15 protein-coding genes are annotated in these 15,753 nt (G+C 65.4%); 5 read left to right on the top strand and 10 right to left on the bottom strand.

What is annotated here, in order from left to right; all coding sequences use genetic code 11:
- Positions 1-19: 19 nt before the first annotated feature.
- The 3 genes from UNPF46_RS12890 to UNPF46_RS37455 all read right to left on the bottom strand — a co-directional run bounded on the left by UNPF46_RS12890 (position 20) and on the right by UNPF46_RS37455 (position 3,258).
- Positions 20-1,270 carry an MFS transporter gene (locus tag UNPF46_RS12890; protein ID WP_142250257.1) on the bottom strand — a complete coding sequence of 417 codons (1,251 nt, stop codon included), beginning with the start codon at positions 1,268-1,270 and terminating at the stop codon, positions 20-22.
- Between the two features lie 255 nt (positions 1,271-1,525).
- A complete protein-coding gene (gene glmM, locus UNPF46_RS12885) occupies positions 1,526-2,869 on the bottom strand; it encodes a phosphoglucosamine mutase (RefSeq protein ID WP_100178185.1) in 1,344 nt (447 codons plus the stop codon).
- Between the two features lie 221 nt (positions 2,870-3,090).
- A complete protein-coding gene (locus UNPF46_RS37455; protein ID WP_174719017.1) occupies positions 3,091-3,258 on the bottom strand; it encodes a hypothetical protein in 168 nt (55 codons plus the stop codon).
- Between the two features lie 116 nt (positions 3,259-3,374).
- Here UNPF46_RS37455 and UNPF46_RS12880 point away from each other — a divergent pair, with 116 nt between their 5' ends.
- Positions 3,375-4,511 carry an alpha-hydroxy acid oxidase gene (locus tag UNPF46_RS12880; RefSeq protein WP_100178183.1) on the top strand — a complete coding sequence of 379 codons (1,137 nt, stop codon included), beginning with the start codon at positions 3,375-3,377 and terminating at the stop codon, positions 4,509-4,511.
- 214 nt (positions 4,512-4,725) lie between these two features.
- Here UNPF46_RS12880 and UNPF46_RS12875 read toward each other — a convergent pair whose 3' ends face one another.
- The 7 genes from UNPF46_RS12875 to UNPF46_RS12845 form a co-directional block, all read right to left on the bottom strand.
- Complete coding sequence (locus UNPF46_RS12875; RefSeq protein ID WP_174719016.1) at positions 4,726-5,352, bottom strand: hypothetical protein; 627 nt, start codon at positions 5,350-5,352, stop codon at positions 4,726-4,728.
- 65 nt (positions 5,353-5,417) lie between these two features.
- Positions 5,418-6,257 (bottom strand): shikimate dehydrogenase, encoded by an 840-nt coding sequence (locus UNPF46_RS12870; RefSeq protein WP_142250256.1) that lies wholly within the window; start codon positions 6,255-6,257, stop codon positions 5,418-5,420.
- A 78-nt stretch (positions 6,258-6,335) separates the two neighbouring features.
- Entirely contained in the window at positions 6,336-8,078 is a 1,743-nt protein-coding gene (locus UNPF46_RS12865; RefSeq protein WP_142250255.1) for a SulP family inorganic anion transporter, read from the bottom strand.
- Positions 8,079-8,167: 89 nt separating this feature from the next.
- Positions 8,168-8,440 (bottom strand): helix-turn-helix domain-containing protein, encoded by a 273-nt coding sequence (locus UNPF46_RS12860; RefSeq protein WP_100181278.1) that lies wholly within the window; start codon positions 8,438-8,440, stop codon positions 8,168-8,170.
- 314 nt (positions 8,441-8,754) lie between these two features.
- Positions 8,755-10,803 carry an elongation factor G gene (locus UNPF46_RS12855; RefSeq protein ID WP_142250254.1) on the bottom strand — a complete coding sequence of 683 codons (2,049 nt, stop codon included), beginning with the start codon at positions 10,801-10,803 and terminating at the stop codon, positions 8,755-8,757.
- A gap of 212 nt (positions 10,804-11,015) precedes the next feature.
- Positions 11,016-11,495: a DUF992 domain-containing protein gene (locus UNPF46_RS12850; protein WP_063197192.1), complete on the bottom strand. Its 480-nt coding sequence runs from the start codon at positions 11,493-11,495 to the stop codon at positions 11,016-11,018.
- A 304-nt stretch (positions 11,496-11,799) separates the two neighbouring features.
- Positions 11,800-13,002 carry a pyridoxal phosphate-dependent aminotransferase gene (locus UNPF46_RS12845; protein WP_100181277.1) on the bottom strand — a complete coding sequence of 401 codons (1,203 nt, stop codon included), beginning with the start codon at positions 13,000-13,002 and terminating at the stop codon, positions 11,800-11,802.
- 579 nt (positions 13,003-13,581) lie between these two features.
- Here UNPF46_RS12845 and UNPF46_RS12835 point away from each other — a divergent pair.
- From UNPF46_RS12835 to UNPF46_RS12825, 4 genes are all read left to right on the top strand, one after another.
- On the top strand, positions 13,582-14,232 hold the full coding sequence (locus UNPF46_RS12835) for a glutathione S-transferase family protein (protein ID WP_100178178.1): 651 nt from the start codon (positions 13,582-13,584) through the stop codon (positions 14,230-14,232).
- Between the two features lie 157 nt (positions 14,233-14,389).
- A complete protein-coding gene (locus tag UNPF46_RS37450; protein ID WP_174719015.1) occupies positions 14,390-14,566 on the top strand; it encodes a hypothetical protein in 177 nt (58 codons plus the stop codon).
- A gap of 72 nt (positions 14,567-14,638) precedes the next feature.
- Positions 14,639-14,797 (top strand): hypothetical protein, encoded by a 159-nt coding sequence (locus UNPF46_RS12830; protein ID WP_100181276.1) that lies wholly within the window; start codon positions 14,639-14,641, stop codon positions 14,795-14,797.
- Between the two features lie 128 nt (positions 14,798-14,925).
- Positions 14,926-15,750 carry a PAS-domain containing protein gene (locus tag UNPF46_RS12825; RefSeq protein ID WP_142250253.1) on the top strand — a complete coding sequence of 275 codons (825 nt, stop codon included), beginning with the start codon at positions 14,926-14,928 and terminating at the stop codon, positions 15,748-15,750.
- Positions 15,751-15,753 lie beyond the last annotated feature (3 nt).

Genomic DNA, 15,753 nt, shown 5'->3' with positions numbered 1-15,753 from the left:
TGCAACGAGAGAGGAAAAATTAACGCACGTGCCGCGGCAGCTTGGGCAGGAACACCGCAAGCAGGCCGATCGCCGGCAGATAGGCACAGACCTGGTAGACGAACTCGATCGAGGTGTGGTCGGCGAGCTTGCCGAGCACGGCGGCCCCCAGCCCTCCGATGCCGAAGGCGACGCCGAAGAACACGCCCGAGATCATGCCGAAGCGATGCGGCACCAGTTCCTGCGCGAACACGATGATCGACGACGTCGTGGAGGAGATGATGAGGCCGATGACGACGCTGAGCACGGCGCTCGCATGGAGGCCGGCATAGGGCAGCGCCAGCGTGAACGGCAGCGCGCCCAGGATCGAGATCCAGATCACGATCTTGCGGCCGAAGCGATCGCCAAGAGGACCGCCGAAGAACGCACCGACCGCATTCGCCGCAAGGAAGATGAAGAGATAGATCTGGGCGGCCTGGGTCGACACGCCGAAACGGTCGATCAGATAGAAGATGTAGTAGCTCGACAGGCTCGAGACGTAGAGCTGCTTGGAGAACAGCAGCGCCACCAGCACGAGCAGCGCGAGCACGACGCGGCGCGAGCTCGGCGCGTCGGGATGGGCCTGAACCGCCGCCGTCTTCTTGGCCTTGATCTGCGGCGCATACCAGCGGCCGATGCGCCAGAGGATGAGGATCGCCAGGAACGCGATCGAGGAGAACCAGGCGATGCTGCCCTGCCCGAACGGCACCACGATCAGCGCCGCCAGCACCGGCCCCATCGAGGTGCCGAAACTGCCGCCGAGCTGAAACACCGATTGCGCAAAGCCGTAGCGGCCGCCGGAAGCGAGCCGCGCGATGCGCGCCGATTCCGGGTGAAACACCGCCGAGCCGAGGCCGACGAAGGCCGCCGCAACGAGGATGACGAGGTATTGCTGCGCGACGCTGAGCAGCAGCAGGCCGAAGAAGGTCGAGGCCATGCCGATCGCCAGCGAATAAGGCTGCGCCTTCTTGTCGGTGTAGTGCCCGACCACCGGCTGCAGCAGCGAGGCCGTGAACTGGAAGGCCAGCGTGATCATGCCGATCTGCGCGAAGTCGAGCGCGTAGGTGTCCTTCAGGATCGGATACACCGAGGCGATCAGCGACTGCATGGTGTCGTTGAGGAAGTGCGAGACGCTGATGCCGGCGAGCACGACATAGGCCGGCCCCGCTGCCTTGGCAGCGGCGGGCGCGACGTCGGCGACGACGACGGGCTCGGTCAGCGTTTCCTCTGAGACGACGACAGGCTTGTTCAACGCAGCATCCCGGCGCGGCCGATTGCCGCGACCTCGTAGGTACGATGCAGGCGGCGGAGGAACCAGCGCCAATCGCAAATGGCTGGGATGCGTCTCTTACCCTCTCCCCTTGTGGGAGAGGGTGGCTCGCCGCGCAGCGGCGAGACGGGTGAGGGGTCTGCCTCCGCGAGCACATCTCTCGCAGTTGAGTTCGAGGAGACAACCCCTCATCCGGCGCTTCGCGCCACCTTCTCCCACAAGGGGAGAAGGAAGAACTCAGGCCGCGGCCTGGCCCAGCGCGGAGACGATGGTGTCGACGACGTCCTCGACCAGGATGCGGTCCTCGCCCTCGCCCATGACGCGGATCACCGGCTCGGTGCCGGAGGAGCGGATCAGGAGGCGGCCGTGGCCGTTGAGGCGCTTCTCGCCGTCGGAGATTGCCGATTTGACGTCGGAATCGTCGAGCGGCTTGCCGCCCTTGTGGCGGACGTTCTTGAGGATCTGCGGCAGCGGATCGAAGCGGTGGCAGACTTCCGAAACCGGCCGGCGCAGCTTCTGCACCACCGCGAGCACCTGCAGCGCCGCGACGAAGCCGTCGCCGGTGGTGGCGTAGTCGGACAGGATGATGTGGCCCGACTGCTCGCCGCCGAGATTGTAGCCGCCGCTCAGCATCTGCTCGAGCACGTAGCGATCACCGACCGGCGTGCGCACGAGATCGAGCCCCTGCCCTTTCAGGAAGCGCTCCAGCCCGAGATTGGACATCACGGTGGCGACGATGCCGGGACGCGACAGCCGGCCGTCTTCCTTCCAGCTCTGCGCGATCACCGCGAGCAGCTGGTCGCCGTCGACGATGTGGCCGCGCTCGTCGACCAGGATGACGCGATCGGCATCACCGTCGAGCGCAATGCCGATGTCGGCGCGCATCTCGCGCACCTTCTTCGACAGCGCCTCCGGCGAAGTCGAGCCGCATTCCTTGTTGATGTTGAAGCCGTCGGGTTCGACCCCGATCGGCACGACGTCGGCACCCAATTCCCACAGCGCTTCCGGCACCACCTTGTAGGCCGCGCCGTTGGCGCAATCGATCACGACGCGCAGGCCGTCCAGCGACAGATCGCGCGGCAGCGTGCGCTTGGCGAATTCGATGTAGCGGTCATGCACGCCGTCGATACGGCGGGCCCGGCCGAGGCTCGCGCTTTGTGCGAGACGCTTGTCGATGGGCTCGTCGAGCAGTTGCTCGATCTGCCGCTCGACGTCGTCGGAAAGCTTGAAGCCTTGCGGCCCGAACAGCTTGATGCCGTTGTCCTCGAACAGATTGTGCGAGGCCGAGATCATGACGCCGAGGTCGGCGCGCATCGACTTGGTCAGCATCGCGACCGCCGGCGTCGGCATCGGGCCGACCAGCAGCACGTCCATGCCGACCGAGGTGAAGCCCGCCACCATGGCGTATTCGATCATGTAGCCTGACAGACGGGTGTCCTTGCCGATCACGACCCGGTGGCGATGGTCGCCGCGTTGAAACGCAAGGCCCGCGGCCTGGCCGACCTTGAGCGCGAGCTCCGGCGTGATCAGTCCGTTGGCGCGGCCCCGAATCCCGTCCGTCCCGAAATATTTGCGACTCATATCGTCCCCCAACGCAACAACCAGGGGATCCCCTCGACAACCACGGGATGCCCGAACGGACCCCGCATCCCTGATTTGCTGGCGTCTTATAAGCCTTGCGCGGCTAACTTGGCTTCAAAAAATATGATGAATCATTACGGAACCGGGTACGCGACCGTCCCGGTAACGCATTGTTAACACTGTATTTCCTGCGATAACGTCGGAATGAGGCGGAACCGGCCCTAGCCGCTGCGCTTCACATGGCCGTCCTGGCGGCTCGGCGCCGGCTGGGTGACGTTGACGGGATCGGACCCCGGAAAGGTCTCCTCCAGCCCCTCTTCCAGGGCTTCCTCGAGATCATGCTTTTCCTTGATCTCTTCCGGCGAAGGTCCGGCGTGCGGCTTGGTCATGGCGCTCTCCTGCAAAACCTTCTGCAAACGATTTGGCTGCGCATCCAACCATGCTAGATGACCCCGAAATCTTCCGATGCAAGACTGTTGGGTCAAGGACGGGCCGGGGAACGATCATGAAACATATCACCTGTATCGACGATCTTCGCGCGCTGCATAAACGCCGCGTGCCGAAGGCCTTCTTCGACTATTGCGACCGCGGCTCCTATGCCGAGGAGACGCTGCGCGCCAATCGCGAGGACATGCAGGCAATCAAGTTCCGCCAGCGCATCCTGGTCGACGTCTCCAAGCGCGACACCTCGACCACGATTCTCGGCGAGCCCTCGACCATGCCGCTGATGCTGGCGCCCGTCGGCCTGCTCGGCATGCAGCATGGCGACGGCGAGATCCACGCCTGCCGCGCCGCGCAGGCCGCCGGCATCCCGTTCACGCAATCGACCATGTCGATCTGCTCGATCGAGGACATCGCCGCCAATGTCGAGAAGCCGTTCTGGTTCCAGCTCTACGTGATGAAGGACCGCGGCTTCATCAAGGAACTGATCCAGCGCGCGATGGCGGCCAAGTGCAGCGCGCTGGTGCTCACCGTGGACCTGCAGGTGATCGGCCAGCGCCACCAGGACATCAAGAACGGCATGACGGTGCCGCCGGAATGGTCGCTGTCGAAGCTGCTGGATTTCGCCAGCAAGCCGGCCTGGGTGTCGGGCGTGCTCCAGGGCAAGCGCCGCACCTTCGGCAATCTCGCAGGTCACCTGAAGGTCAGCGACGACATCACCTCGCTGTCGACCTGGATCAACTCGCAGTTCGACACCTCGCTGAACTGGAACGACATCGAGTGGATCCGCTCGATCTGGCCCGGCAAGCTGATCCTGAAGGGCATCCTCGACGTCGAGGACGCCGAGCTCGCCGCAAAGACCGGCGCGCAGGCGCTGGTGGTCTCCAACCATGGCGGCCGTCAGCTCGACGGCGCGCCGTCCTCGATCGAGGTGCTGCCGGAGATCGCCGATGCCGTCGGTGACAAGATGGAGATCATGTTCGACGGCGGCATCCGCTCCGGCCAGGACGTGATGCGCGCGCTCGCGCTCGGTGCCAAGTCCTGCATGATCGGCCGCGCCTATGCCTATGGCCTCGGCGCCGGCGGCCAGGCCGGCGTCGCCAAGGCGATCGACATCATCCAGAAGGAATTGCTCACCACCATGGGCCTGTGCGGCGTCAACAAGATCGACGAGATCGACGATCAGATCATTGCGGTGTGAGGCGTCTGCCGGGATGCAGCAGCAGTAATCACTGTCGTCCCGGACAAGCGCGCCCGAAGCGCGCGAAGATCCGGGAACCATAGCCACAGGCGGGTGTGGCTACGAGGACTCGGAGTGACCTGCTTCGCGTAACAACTTTTTCCTGTGGTTATGGGTCCCGGATCTGCGCTGACGCTTGTCCGGGACGACGGCGAAGGTGTGGCTGTAGCTCCGCTCACATCGGCGGCGTCAGGCCGTCGCGGCCGACGCTGACGCGGTTGGTCTCGAACGAGCCGTCCGGCAATTGCTTCATGAAGGCGATGACCTTGGCGCCCGGCTTCAACTCGGATTTGTCGCTCGGCACGAAGGTCACCACCGGCGTGTTGTCGGCGACGAAGACTTTCTTCTCACCGTCCTTGTACTTGACGAGCAGCGTATGACCGTCATTGCCGACGACGCTTTCCGCCACCGTCGCATTGGTCATGCTCGAATTCGGCTTGAGGTCCCAGGGCCGCGAGCCCTCGCCGGTGCCGCGCATGCTCTCCGGAAAGACGTGCACCTCGACGGCGTTCTGGCCGCCGTCCGGTCCCGGCACCGTGGTGGCACCGATGAACGAGCCCGGCTTGATGTCGGCGAGTGAAATCTTGGTAATGCCAGATACGTTCACGTCCGCAGCGATGTGAAGCTTGACGTCCTCGCCACTGCGCGACTTGACCTGCATCGTGTCGCCGTTGACGGCTTCAATGGTGCCGCGCACCCGCGTCGGCACCGGCGCCCTTTGGGCGAAGGCGCAGTAAGTCGAGACGGCCACCATCGCGACGGCGATCAGTGGACGTGTGAAAGTTGCACGTTGAATGGCCATAACGGTCTCCGATTGTCCCACGACGGTAGAACTCCGGAGATAGGGTGCTATTCGCCGCGCCCCTCTCAAGTCTTTGTGAGATCGGCCTCGACCAGCGCCCGCAACTCGGCGGTGACCTCCGGCCGCCGGCCGAACCACAGCTCGAAGCCGCGCACCGCCTGATGCAGCAGCATGCCGAGCCCGTCGGCGGTCTTCAGGCCACGCGCAGTTGCGGCGGCGAGCAGCGGCGTCACCAACGGCACATAGACGAGATCGGCGACGACCGCAGCCTGCGGCAGGCGCGCGACGTCGATATCCAGTGACGGCTGGCCGTGCATGCCGAGCGAGGTCGTGTTCACGAGAAGTTTGGCGCGCGGCAGCACGTCGTCGATCGCGTTCCATGTCACGGGATGCACGTTCGGCCCGAACTGCTGCGCCAGCGTCTCGGCTCGCGCGATGGTGCGGTTGGCGAGATGCACGCGCTTGATGCCGCGCTCGAGCAACCCGAACACGACCGCACGCGAGGAGCCGCCGGCGCCCAGCACCAGCGCCTCGTCGGCTGCGTCCCAGCCAGGCGCGCTGGCATCGAGATTATTGATGAAGCCTTCGACGTCGGTGTTGGTCGAGCGCAGCTCGCCGTCGGCAAACCAAAGCGTATTGGCCGCGCCCACGGCCCTGGCGCGGGCATCGGGCGTCGACAGCGCCAGCACGCCTTCCTTGTGCGGGATGGTGACGTTGGCGCCGACGAAGCCGCGCAAGGACAGCCGCAGCACGAAATCCCTGAGGTCCTCGGGCGGCACCGCCTCGATCAGATAGCCGCCTTCAATGCCGAGCGTACGCAACCAGTAATGATGGATCAGCGGCGAGCGCGAATGCGCGGCCGGCCATCCGATCAGACAGGCTGCAGGAGCTTTGGGCGCGGTCATCTTGTCCTCGGGGTCGTATTCCCGAGGCGATCCATTTCGCGTCGCGCCCGCTCTGTCAAGCGCGCGGGCGCCGCAGCGTCAGGTCGGGGCTGCCTCCTCGGCCACCCCGCCCTTGATGTCGGCAATGGCACGCTCGAGGCTCTGGCGATAGCGCGCGCGCGGCGGCGTTACGCCGTGGGTGAGCAGCGCGCGGCGGACCGCGGGCGAGGCCCCCGTGATGAACAGCCTGATGCCCTGGCGGTGCGCCTTGGCGGCGACGCGGCCGAGCACGTTGGCCGCCGTCGAATCCAGGAACGGCACCGCGGCGAAATCGATCACGAAGGCCTTGCGCCTGTCGGCGACCTCGTCGAGCACGCTGCCGATGGCGGAGGCGGCGCCGAAGAAGAACGCACCGGTGATGCGATAGACCAGCACGTCACGATCGACCGCGAGGGCGGAATCGTAGGGAACGCGATCGCCATTGCCGTCGTCGGGACGGTCGGTCTCGACCAGGGGCGAGCGTTCCTCGATGCCGGTCATCTCGGCCATGCGATGGATGAACAGCACCGCGCCGAGCGCGAAGCCGACCAGGATGCCTTCGGTGAGATCGCGGAAGATCGTCAGCAGGAAGGTCGCGAGCAGGACGACGGCATCAGCCCATGACGAACGCAGCAGCGTGGCGAACTCATGCTTCTCCGCCATGGTCCAGGCCACCACGACCAGCACCGAGGCGAGCGCGGCGAGCGGAATGTAGCTCGCAAGCGGCGCCGCGATCAGCATGAACAGCAGCAGGAAGACCGAATGCAGCATGCCGGCGAGCGGCCCTCGGGCGCCGGCGCGAATGTTGGTCGCGGTGCGCGCGATCAGGCCGGTGACGCAGATGCCGCCGAACAGCGCCGAGCCGATATTGGCCGCGCCTTGCGCCACCAGCTCGCAATTGGAGCGGTGACGACGCCCGGTCATGCCGTCGGCGACCACCGCGGATAGCAGCGATTCGATGGCGGCGAGCAGCGCGAACGCGATCGCATCCGGCAGCACTGCGGTCACCTTCGCGATCGAGAACGCCGGCAGCGCAGGTGACGGCAATTCGCGCGGAATGCCGCCGAAGCGCGAGCCGATGGTCTCGACCGGCAGCGAGAACGCCGCACACACGACGGCCGCGAACACGACCGCGATCAGGATCCCGGGCCAGGAGGGCCGCCAGATCCGCAAGGCCGCGATGATGGCAATACTGACGACGGCGACCGCGACGGCGAACGGATTGATGGTGGGAAGGCCAGCCGCCAGCGCGACGAGTTTCGGCACGAACTCACTGGGTTCTTTCCCCGCGAGAGTGATTCCGCCGAGATCGCGAAGCTGGCTGGCGAAGATGATCACGGCGATGCCGGCAGTGAAGCCGACCGTCACCGGATAGGGAATGAACTTGATGTAGGTGCCGACCCGCAGCAGGCCCGCGGCGATCAGGAACAGGCCCGCCATCAGAGTGGCGAGGATGACCCCGTCGACGCCGTGGCGCTCCGCGGTCGCGGCGACGAGGACGATGAACGCGCCCGCAGGTCCCCCGATCTGGAAGCGGCTGCCGCCGAGCAGGGAGGCGATGAAGCCGCCGGCAACGGCGGTGTAGAGGCCGCGGTCCGGCGTGACACCCGAGGCGATCGCGATCGCCATCGAGAGCGGCAGCGCCACGATCGCAACCGTCAGACCTGCGAAGACGTCGGCGCGGACATCCGCAAGCCCATAGCCCTCGCGCCATACGGTCACGAGCTTTGGCAGATAGAGTTCGGTAAAGGTCGGCTGCCGATGCCCGTGCAGCTTGCCTGCGTGTTCGCCCGTGATGCTCATGCCCACAATGCTCCGATGCATCGTGCGGCCGCGTATCGGGGCGCGACGGTGCGTTGGTTCAACCTGCTCCGAGCATGATCATCGCGGGATCACGCTCCCACCCGGCGTGGAGGCCCCGGCTCTTTCAGCCGAACACCACGTCCGCCGCCTTCGCTGCGCGCCTGTTCGCCGATCAGCTCGACGCCGGCCCGCTCGAACGCCTCGACCACCCTCATCAGGGTCTCGACCACGCCGCGAACGTTGCCAGTGCTCGCCTCCATCCGCTGGATGGTCGGCAACGACACGCCTGCGAGTTCCGCCAAGGCTCTCTGGTCAATGCCGAGCAGCGCGCGGGCTGCCCGCATCTGGAATGACGTGATCACCTTAGCCTCACGTATCAACGTTTATAAATGATATCTAGAACGTGCACAATGATGTAAAATACATCATCTCGCGATAAACGCAAGGGCCGCCTGCGTGATGCAGCCGTGCACGGAGACCCCGCTCTCGTGTCCCGAACGCAGCGCAGCACGAAATGATGAGCTGCAGAGCCGGGACCCAAGCAGCGGCGAACTCCGTGGCTTTCTGGGTCCCGGCTCTGCGCAGCAATGCTGCGCAGAGCAGCGCGTCCGGGACACGCTGCAGGGATCAGCGCACCCTCCCCCCGCGAGCGCGGAGAGAGTTGCGTCTCGTCAGATCACGCCGCGTGCTGATGCGCGGCGATGATCTGGTCGGCGGCACGTCCCGTGACTTCGGCCATGTGGTCGAACGTTCGGATGAAGCTGCCGGCGCCGGCGGTGGCCGAGCGGAGCTCCACGATCAATTCGCCGATTTCGGCCTCCGGCATCATGGCGCGGACGCAATCCCAGCCGCTCCAGCCCTCGCGGGTGTCGAAGCCGAGGATCTGGCCGCGCCGCGCCGACAGGATCGCGTTGATCTTGGCGGTCGCGTCGGTCGGGCAGACGATCTCGACCACGTGGATCGGCTCCAGCAGCACCGGCTGGCATTGCGGCAGGCCTTCGTTGAGCCCGATCCGCGCCGCGGTACGGAAGGCGAGATCGGAGCTATCGACGCTGTGATAGGAGCCGTCGGTCAGCGTCACCTGCACATCGGTGACGGGGAAGCCGAGCGGACCGCGCGCCAGCCCGTCGACGACGCCTTCTTCCACCGCTCCGATGTAGTTGCGCGGCACAGCGCCGCCGACGACTTTCTCCGCGAACTTGAATCCCTCACCACGCGGCAGCGGCTTGATGTCGAGCACGACGTCGCCGAACTGGCCGTGGCCACCGGACTGCTTCTTGTGGCGGCCACGCTGGACGATCGGCTTGCGGATGGTCTCCTGGTAGCCGATCGCAGGAGGATGGGAGTTGATCTTGACGCCGAAGCGGTCGCGGAGCCGCTCGCTTGCGACGCGCAAATGCATCTCGCCCTGTCCCCACAGCACGGTGTCGTGGGTCTGGGCGTTCATCACGATGACGAGCGAGGGATCCTCTTCGTGCAGCCGCGTCAGTGCCTGGCCGAGCTTCACGTCATCCTTGCGATCGGTCGCCGCAACGGAAATCGCGAGCACCGGGGGCATGGGTTCTGCCGCGGCGAGCGCGGCCGGCGGGGTCTTGCCGCTCGAGACCGTGTCGCCGGTCTTGATGGGGTCGAGCTTGGCGAGCGCCACCGTGTCACCGGCTTCGGCCGAGGCACGCTTGGTGTCGTACGCGCCGTTGACGGCGAGGATGCCGGAGATGCGCCCTGCCCCGCCGGAGGCGGATTGCAACGTCGCACCGTCATCGAGATGGCCGGCGAGCAACCGCGTCAGCGACAGCTTTCCACCATGCTGCGAATGCAGCGTCTTGAACACGAAGCCGAGCGCGTCCTTGCTCTCGGTTACGCCGAGTCGTTTTGCGGTCTCGGCAATGCCGGGCGCCTCATGGCGCAGCGCCTTCATCAGGCGCAGCACGCCGTTTTCGCGCGCGGCCGCCCCGAGAAGAACGGGGCAGATCAGCCCCTCGCGCAATTCGCGGGCGAGGTCGTCGAACACGGCATCGCGCGGCGGCTGAATGTCCTCGAGCAATTGCTCCATCAGCGCATCGTCGTGATCGGCGAGCTTCTCCAGCATCGAGAAACGGGCTTCCTTCTCGCGATCGAGATTGCCGCCTTCGAGCGCGACCACCTCGGAGGCCTTGTGCTCGCGATAGATGAAGGCGCGCTCCAGCGCGAGATCGACGAAGCCCTCGATCAGCTCACCCTTCCAGATCGGGATCTGGCGCAGTACCAGCGGCACGCGGGAGGCGGGCTGTAGCATTGCGAGCGTCTCGCGGATACGCTGGCTCGCGCGGTCGATCTTGTTGAGGAACAGGAAACGCGGGATCTTCAGCTCCTCCAACTCGCGCAGGATGATCTGAAGCTGCGGCAGCTTCTTCTCGTCGGCTTCGCAGACCACGACCGCGGCATCGACCGCGGGCAGCGCGGCGCGCATGTCGTGGGCGAATTCGACGGAACCGGGACAGTCGAGGAAGGTGTAGCTGTCGCCCATGAAACTCGTGGTGGCGGCAGTCAGCCCGACGGTCATCTTGTGATGACGGGCCTCGGGCGTGGCGTCGCCGACGGAAGTTCCGGCATCGACGCTGCCGGCGCGCGGGATCGCGCCCGTTCGCGCCAATATTGCTTCGAGAAGTGTGGTTTTACCGCTTTGGAAAGGGCCCACCAGCGCGATGCACCGTGGACCTCGGGGACTTCTGACGTCATGTCCCATTCGCCGCCTCCTTGGTGTGGAGCTCGGCCCATGATTGGGTCGGCAAGCGCAGATGCTCTGCCCGTCCCCGAGATTTGGCAAGCGTCAAACGTCGCTGCGGTGCGTCGTCAGTTCGATCAAGTTTTATAGTGCCTGATGAGATCAGGTCGGCCCGTCGGCCATGTTCCACCTCTCCCCAGCGGGAGAGGTGAAAGCAGCTCCGCCCTTGGCGCTCAGCGGCCCGGACGGAGTTCCAGGCTTTCGAGGCCGGCGGCGACGTTGAGGCCGACCTGCCCCTGCACGCTGAGCGGCTGGAGCGCGATCGAATTGTTGGAGCCGCCGACCAGCACGTTGCCGCCCAAGCCGACACCGACCGAGGCACTGCCCTGCGCACCGGCATAATTGCCGGAGAGATCGCCGGGGCCGAGCCGGTCGACCGGCGCGAACACGCCCCACGCCAAAGCCGTCTCCTGGGTAATGCCGATGTCGAGACCCACTTTGCGGATCGTCGCCACGTAGCGATCGTCGGGCAGACCGTCGGCGCGCAGCACGCAGCCGAGATGGGTCACCGATCCCACGATGAAGCCGACGCTGGCGCCGCCACGGCATTCGAGCACGCCGACCCGCGCCATCCGCTGCTGCGCACTGCCGCTGACGCTGGAGGCAACGAGGCTGGCGACGGCGAGCCCGGCGAAGATGAACGAACGGCGCATGAAATATCTCCGGCAATGATGTGATGCGAGCAGAGAGCGCCCACCCGCATTGCGCGTCTATGCCACAAGAGTCTTGGGGGTGCCAGATTGAACGAGGCGAATTGGTGCCGTCTTCCCTTCTCCCCTTGTGGGAGAAGGTGGCGCGAAGCGCCGGATGAGGGGTATCTCTCCGCGACTGCAATTGGCAGAAGGACTCGCGGAGAGGACCCCTCACCCGTCTCGCCGCTTCGGGGGAGATTGCGCACGGCACACAAAAAAGACCCGCCGAAGCGGGCCTTTCCAGTTTGCGCCTGTCGCGCCAAGCTTACCGCAGATTGCCGCAGAAGCGCTGGATGCGCTTGCAGGCGTCTTCGAGATCGGAAGTCTTGGTCGCGTAGGAGATGCGGAACGCAGGTCCGAGGCCGAAAGCCGAACCCTGCACCACGGCGACGCCTTCGGTCTCCAGCAGCTCGGTGACGAAGTCCTCGTCATTGGCGATCACCTTGCCCGACGGCGCGGTCTTGCCGATCGTTCCGGCGCAGGACGGATAGACGTAGAACGCGCCCTCGGGACGCGGGCATTCGATCCCCTTGGCCTGGTTGAGCATGGAGACGACGAGGTCGCGCCGTTCCTTGAACACCTTGTTGTTGGCGGGGATGAAGTCCTGCGGACCGTTCAGCGCCTCGACCGAAGCCCACTGCGCGATCGAGCAGGGGTTCGAGGTCGACTGCGACTGGATCGTCGCCATCGCCTTGATCAGCTGCGCGGGGCCGCCGGCATAACCGATGCGCCAGCCGGTCATGCAATAGGCCTTCGACACGCCGTTCACGGTGAGCGTGCGATCGTAGAGTTTCGGCTCGACCTGCGCGACCGTGGTGAACTGGAAGTCGTCATAGACGAGGTGCTCGTACATGTCGTCCGTCATCACCCAGACATGGGGATGCTTCACCAGCACATCGGTGAGCGCCTTCAATTCCGAACGGGTGTAGGCAGCGCCGGTCGGGTTCGACGGCGAGCACAGGATCACCCATTTGGTCTTCGGCGTGATGGCGCGCTCGAGCGCCTCGGCCTGGAGCTTGAAGCCGGTCGCGGCGGTGCAGACCACCGGCACCGGCTCGCCGCCGGCGAGCGCGACCATTTCAGGATAGCTGACCCAGTACGGCGCGGGAATGATCACCTCGTCGCCCGGATTGATGGTCGCCATCAGCGCGTTGTAGAGCACCTGCTTGCCGCCGGTGCCGACGATGATCTGGTTCGGCTTGTAGGTGACGCCGTTCTCGCGCTGAAACTTGGCGATGATCGCGTCCTTCAGCTCGGGAATGCCGTCGACGGCGGTGTACTTGGTCTTGCCGGCTTCGATGGCGTGGATCGCCGCCAGCTTGATGTTGGCGGGCGTGTCGAAGTCGGGCTCGCCGGCGCCGAGGCCGATGACGTTGCGGCCCGCCGCTTTCAGCGCGCGTGCTTTATCCGTGACCGCGATGGTCGCGGACGGCTTCACACGGTCGAGCGCAGCGGCAAGGAAGGGCATCGTCATCTCCTGACAAGTGTCGTGAACCCAGGCATCGTGAACCCATGGGTCGTCACGACTCTGATTGTGGGAATGGAGCCACCCTAAAACGTGTGCCGCTGCGCCGCAAGAAACTTCGGTCCGATCTCGCAAAAGTTTACGGATCGGGAGCGGTTCGAGCCGCGATTTCCAGCAATTTTCCGCAACTTTGCCTCCGGAATTGCTCATATCCGACAAGGCGTGCCCTCGGAGCAATTTTGCGACGTTCGCGATCGAGCAGAGGGTGGTCATGCCCGGGCTCGTCCCGGGCATCGATGTTCTTCGCGCCGCATGGCCAGGACGTGGATGCCCGGCCAGGACGATGGCGGAGACGTTTGCGCTTCATCACGCGCGGCGCACCGCCTCCACGCGTTGACGCAAGCGTGAACTGATTTGCATCATCGCGCGGAAATGATCTTCCGCAGCGTTGCAGTGCGGTAGGGTTTTCGAGTTTTTCTATTGGCCGGCCCTTGCGGCGGATTCGCATCGGCATCATTCTTGAGCGGCGTCGCGGGGCAACCGGGCGTCGCATCTTCCCGTCCTCGGATTCGAACTCTCAGAATGTACAAGCTCTATTCGATGCAACGCTCGGGCAACAGCTACAAGGTTCGCCTTGCGCTGGCGCTGCTCAACGTGCCCTACGAAGCCGTGGAGGTGGACATTCTGCGCGGCGAGAGCCGCACGCCGGACTTTCTGACCAAGAACCCTTCGGGACAGGTGCCGCTGCTCGAGGTCGGCGAGGACCGCTATCTCGCCGAGTCCAACGCCATCCTCTGGTACGTCGCCGTCGGCACGCCGCTTGCGCCGGAGAATCGCATCGACCGCGCCGAAGCTCTGCAATGGATGTTCTTCGAGCAGCACGCGCTCGAGCCGAATATCGGCGCCGCCTATTTCTGGCTCTCGCTGGTCAAGGGCGGCCGCGACCTGCAGACCCATTCGCTGGAGGATTGGATGGAGCGCGGCTATGGCGCCTTGCAGGTGATGGAAAACCACCTCAAGACCAATTCCTATTTCGCCGCGCGCCAGCTCACGGTCGCCGACATCGCGCTCTACGGCTACACCCATCTGGCCGACCGCTGCGACTTCGACCTCCAGGCCTTCCCTGCGATCCGCGACTGGCTGAAGCGGGTCGAAGCCGCGCCCGGTTTCGTGCCGATGGATTGGCGGCCGGCCGACATCGACGACCCCGCCAGCATTGCCGCGGGCGCCTGACGGCATAGCCGCCGCTGGGCCGAATAGCGGGCATAAAGGTAATATTTGCCGCAATCCGGCCATTTTCAGCGCGATAGCCGCCGCAATGTTGCCGGTTGAAACTGGGAAATTGCGGAAAGTTGCGGGTGATTCGCTCGCGCGTTGAAGGATTTAGACCATGATACGGGCGTCCGGCACGGCAGGCTTTCAGGGCCATCCCGCGACCGTCGCGTCTTCCCGGCTCACCAATGCAGTCGCGGCCTCACTGGCGATCGCTGCGCTCTCGCTCTGCCTGATCGTCACCCTGACGGTGTTGTCGACCAAGGCGACCATGGCGATGGGCCTGCCGGCCTGATTCCCGTTTCATCCTGGTCCGGCCTTCAAGGCGCCGCATGACCCGCGCCGGCCGGATCGCGACAGGATGTCGATGAAATCACCTGTGGTAGTCGTTGCAATCACACTGACTGCGGCCATCCTGGTCGCGGCGTCACTGTTGATCGTCGTCGGCACCCGCAAGAGCCCGGGAACGTCGACGCTCAATGCGCCTGCGCTGCAACAGTCCTTCAAGCACGCGCACCTGGTCTAAAATCATCTGAAAGCCTTACGCTTGCGGGCAAGCGCATCTTAAGCACGCCGCGCGAAAACGCGTTGGATGAGTGCAACGATCGGCCAATGTTGCGGCCTTACCTCGTTCGGGAGGAGCGAGACTGGCCCATGCGGTTCGGATGGCGTGCGATCTCCGGTCCGGCGGCGACGGCAGCGACCCTGCTGCTGGCGATGCTGCTCGAACGCGCGATCACCCTTCCCTCACCTGCCCCGCTGTTCATCTGCATCGTGGCGCTCGCCGGCGCGCTGTCGGGTGTCGCCTCGGCCATGGTCACCGCGGCTGCCGCGGTGATCGGCGCTGCGCTGCTGTTCCTTGACCGGCATGGCGTCGACCAGCACGGCTTCTCCTATGCCGCCGCGGATCTGATCCGGCTCGGCCTCCTGGCCGTGACCGCGGCGCTCACCGCAGCAGTCACAGGCCTGATGCGCGAACGGTTGCTCGGCACGTTCGCGGCCGAGCGCCGCAGCCACGCCTCCGCCGCGCGGCTCTCGGCCGCGCTCGACCAGGTCGACATCGGCATCGTGCTGCTCGACGCCGAGACCCGCGCCGAATTCATCAACCGCGCGTTCCGCGATTACTTCGCTGTGCCGGACGAGATCGCCGACAGCAAGCCGCCCTTCATCGCGCTGATGTATCACGGCCGCGACACCGGCGCGTTCGAGCTGCCCGAGGAGGAGCTCGGCACCTTCATCGCCCAGCGCATGGAGATGGTGCGGACCGGCGATGCCACGCCGATCAACATCGCCTTGCGGACCGGCGAGGTGCTGCGTTTCGTCTGCACTGCACTGCCCGACGGCGGGCGCATGCTCAGCTACACCCCGGTGACCGACCTCGTGCGTCACACCGACGCGCCGGCCCGCGCCGACTACTACCGCTCGCTGCGCGATCCCACAGGCCGCAGGCTGATCCGGTATCTTCGCGTCGCGGAGTGATGC

This window comes from Bradyrhizobium sp. UNPF46 (assembly GCF_006658625.1).
Taxonomy (GTDB): Bacteria; Pseudomonadota; Alphaproteobacteria; order Rhizobiales; family Xanthobacteraceae; genus Bradyrhizobium; species Bradyrhizobium nitroreducens.
This window is presented reverse-complemented; position numbering and strand designations above follow the sequence as displayed.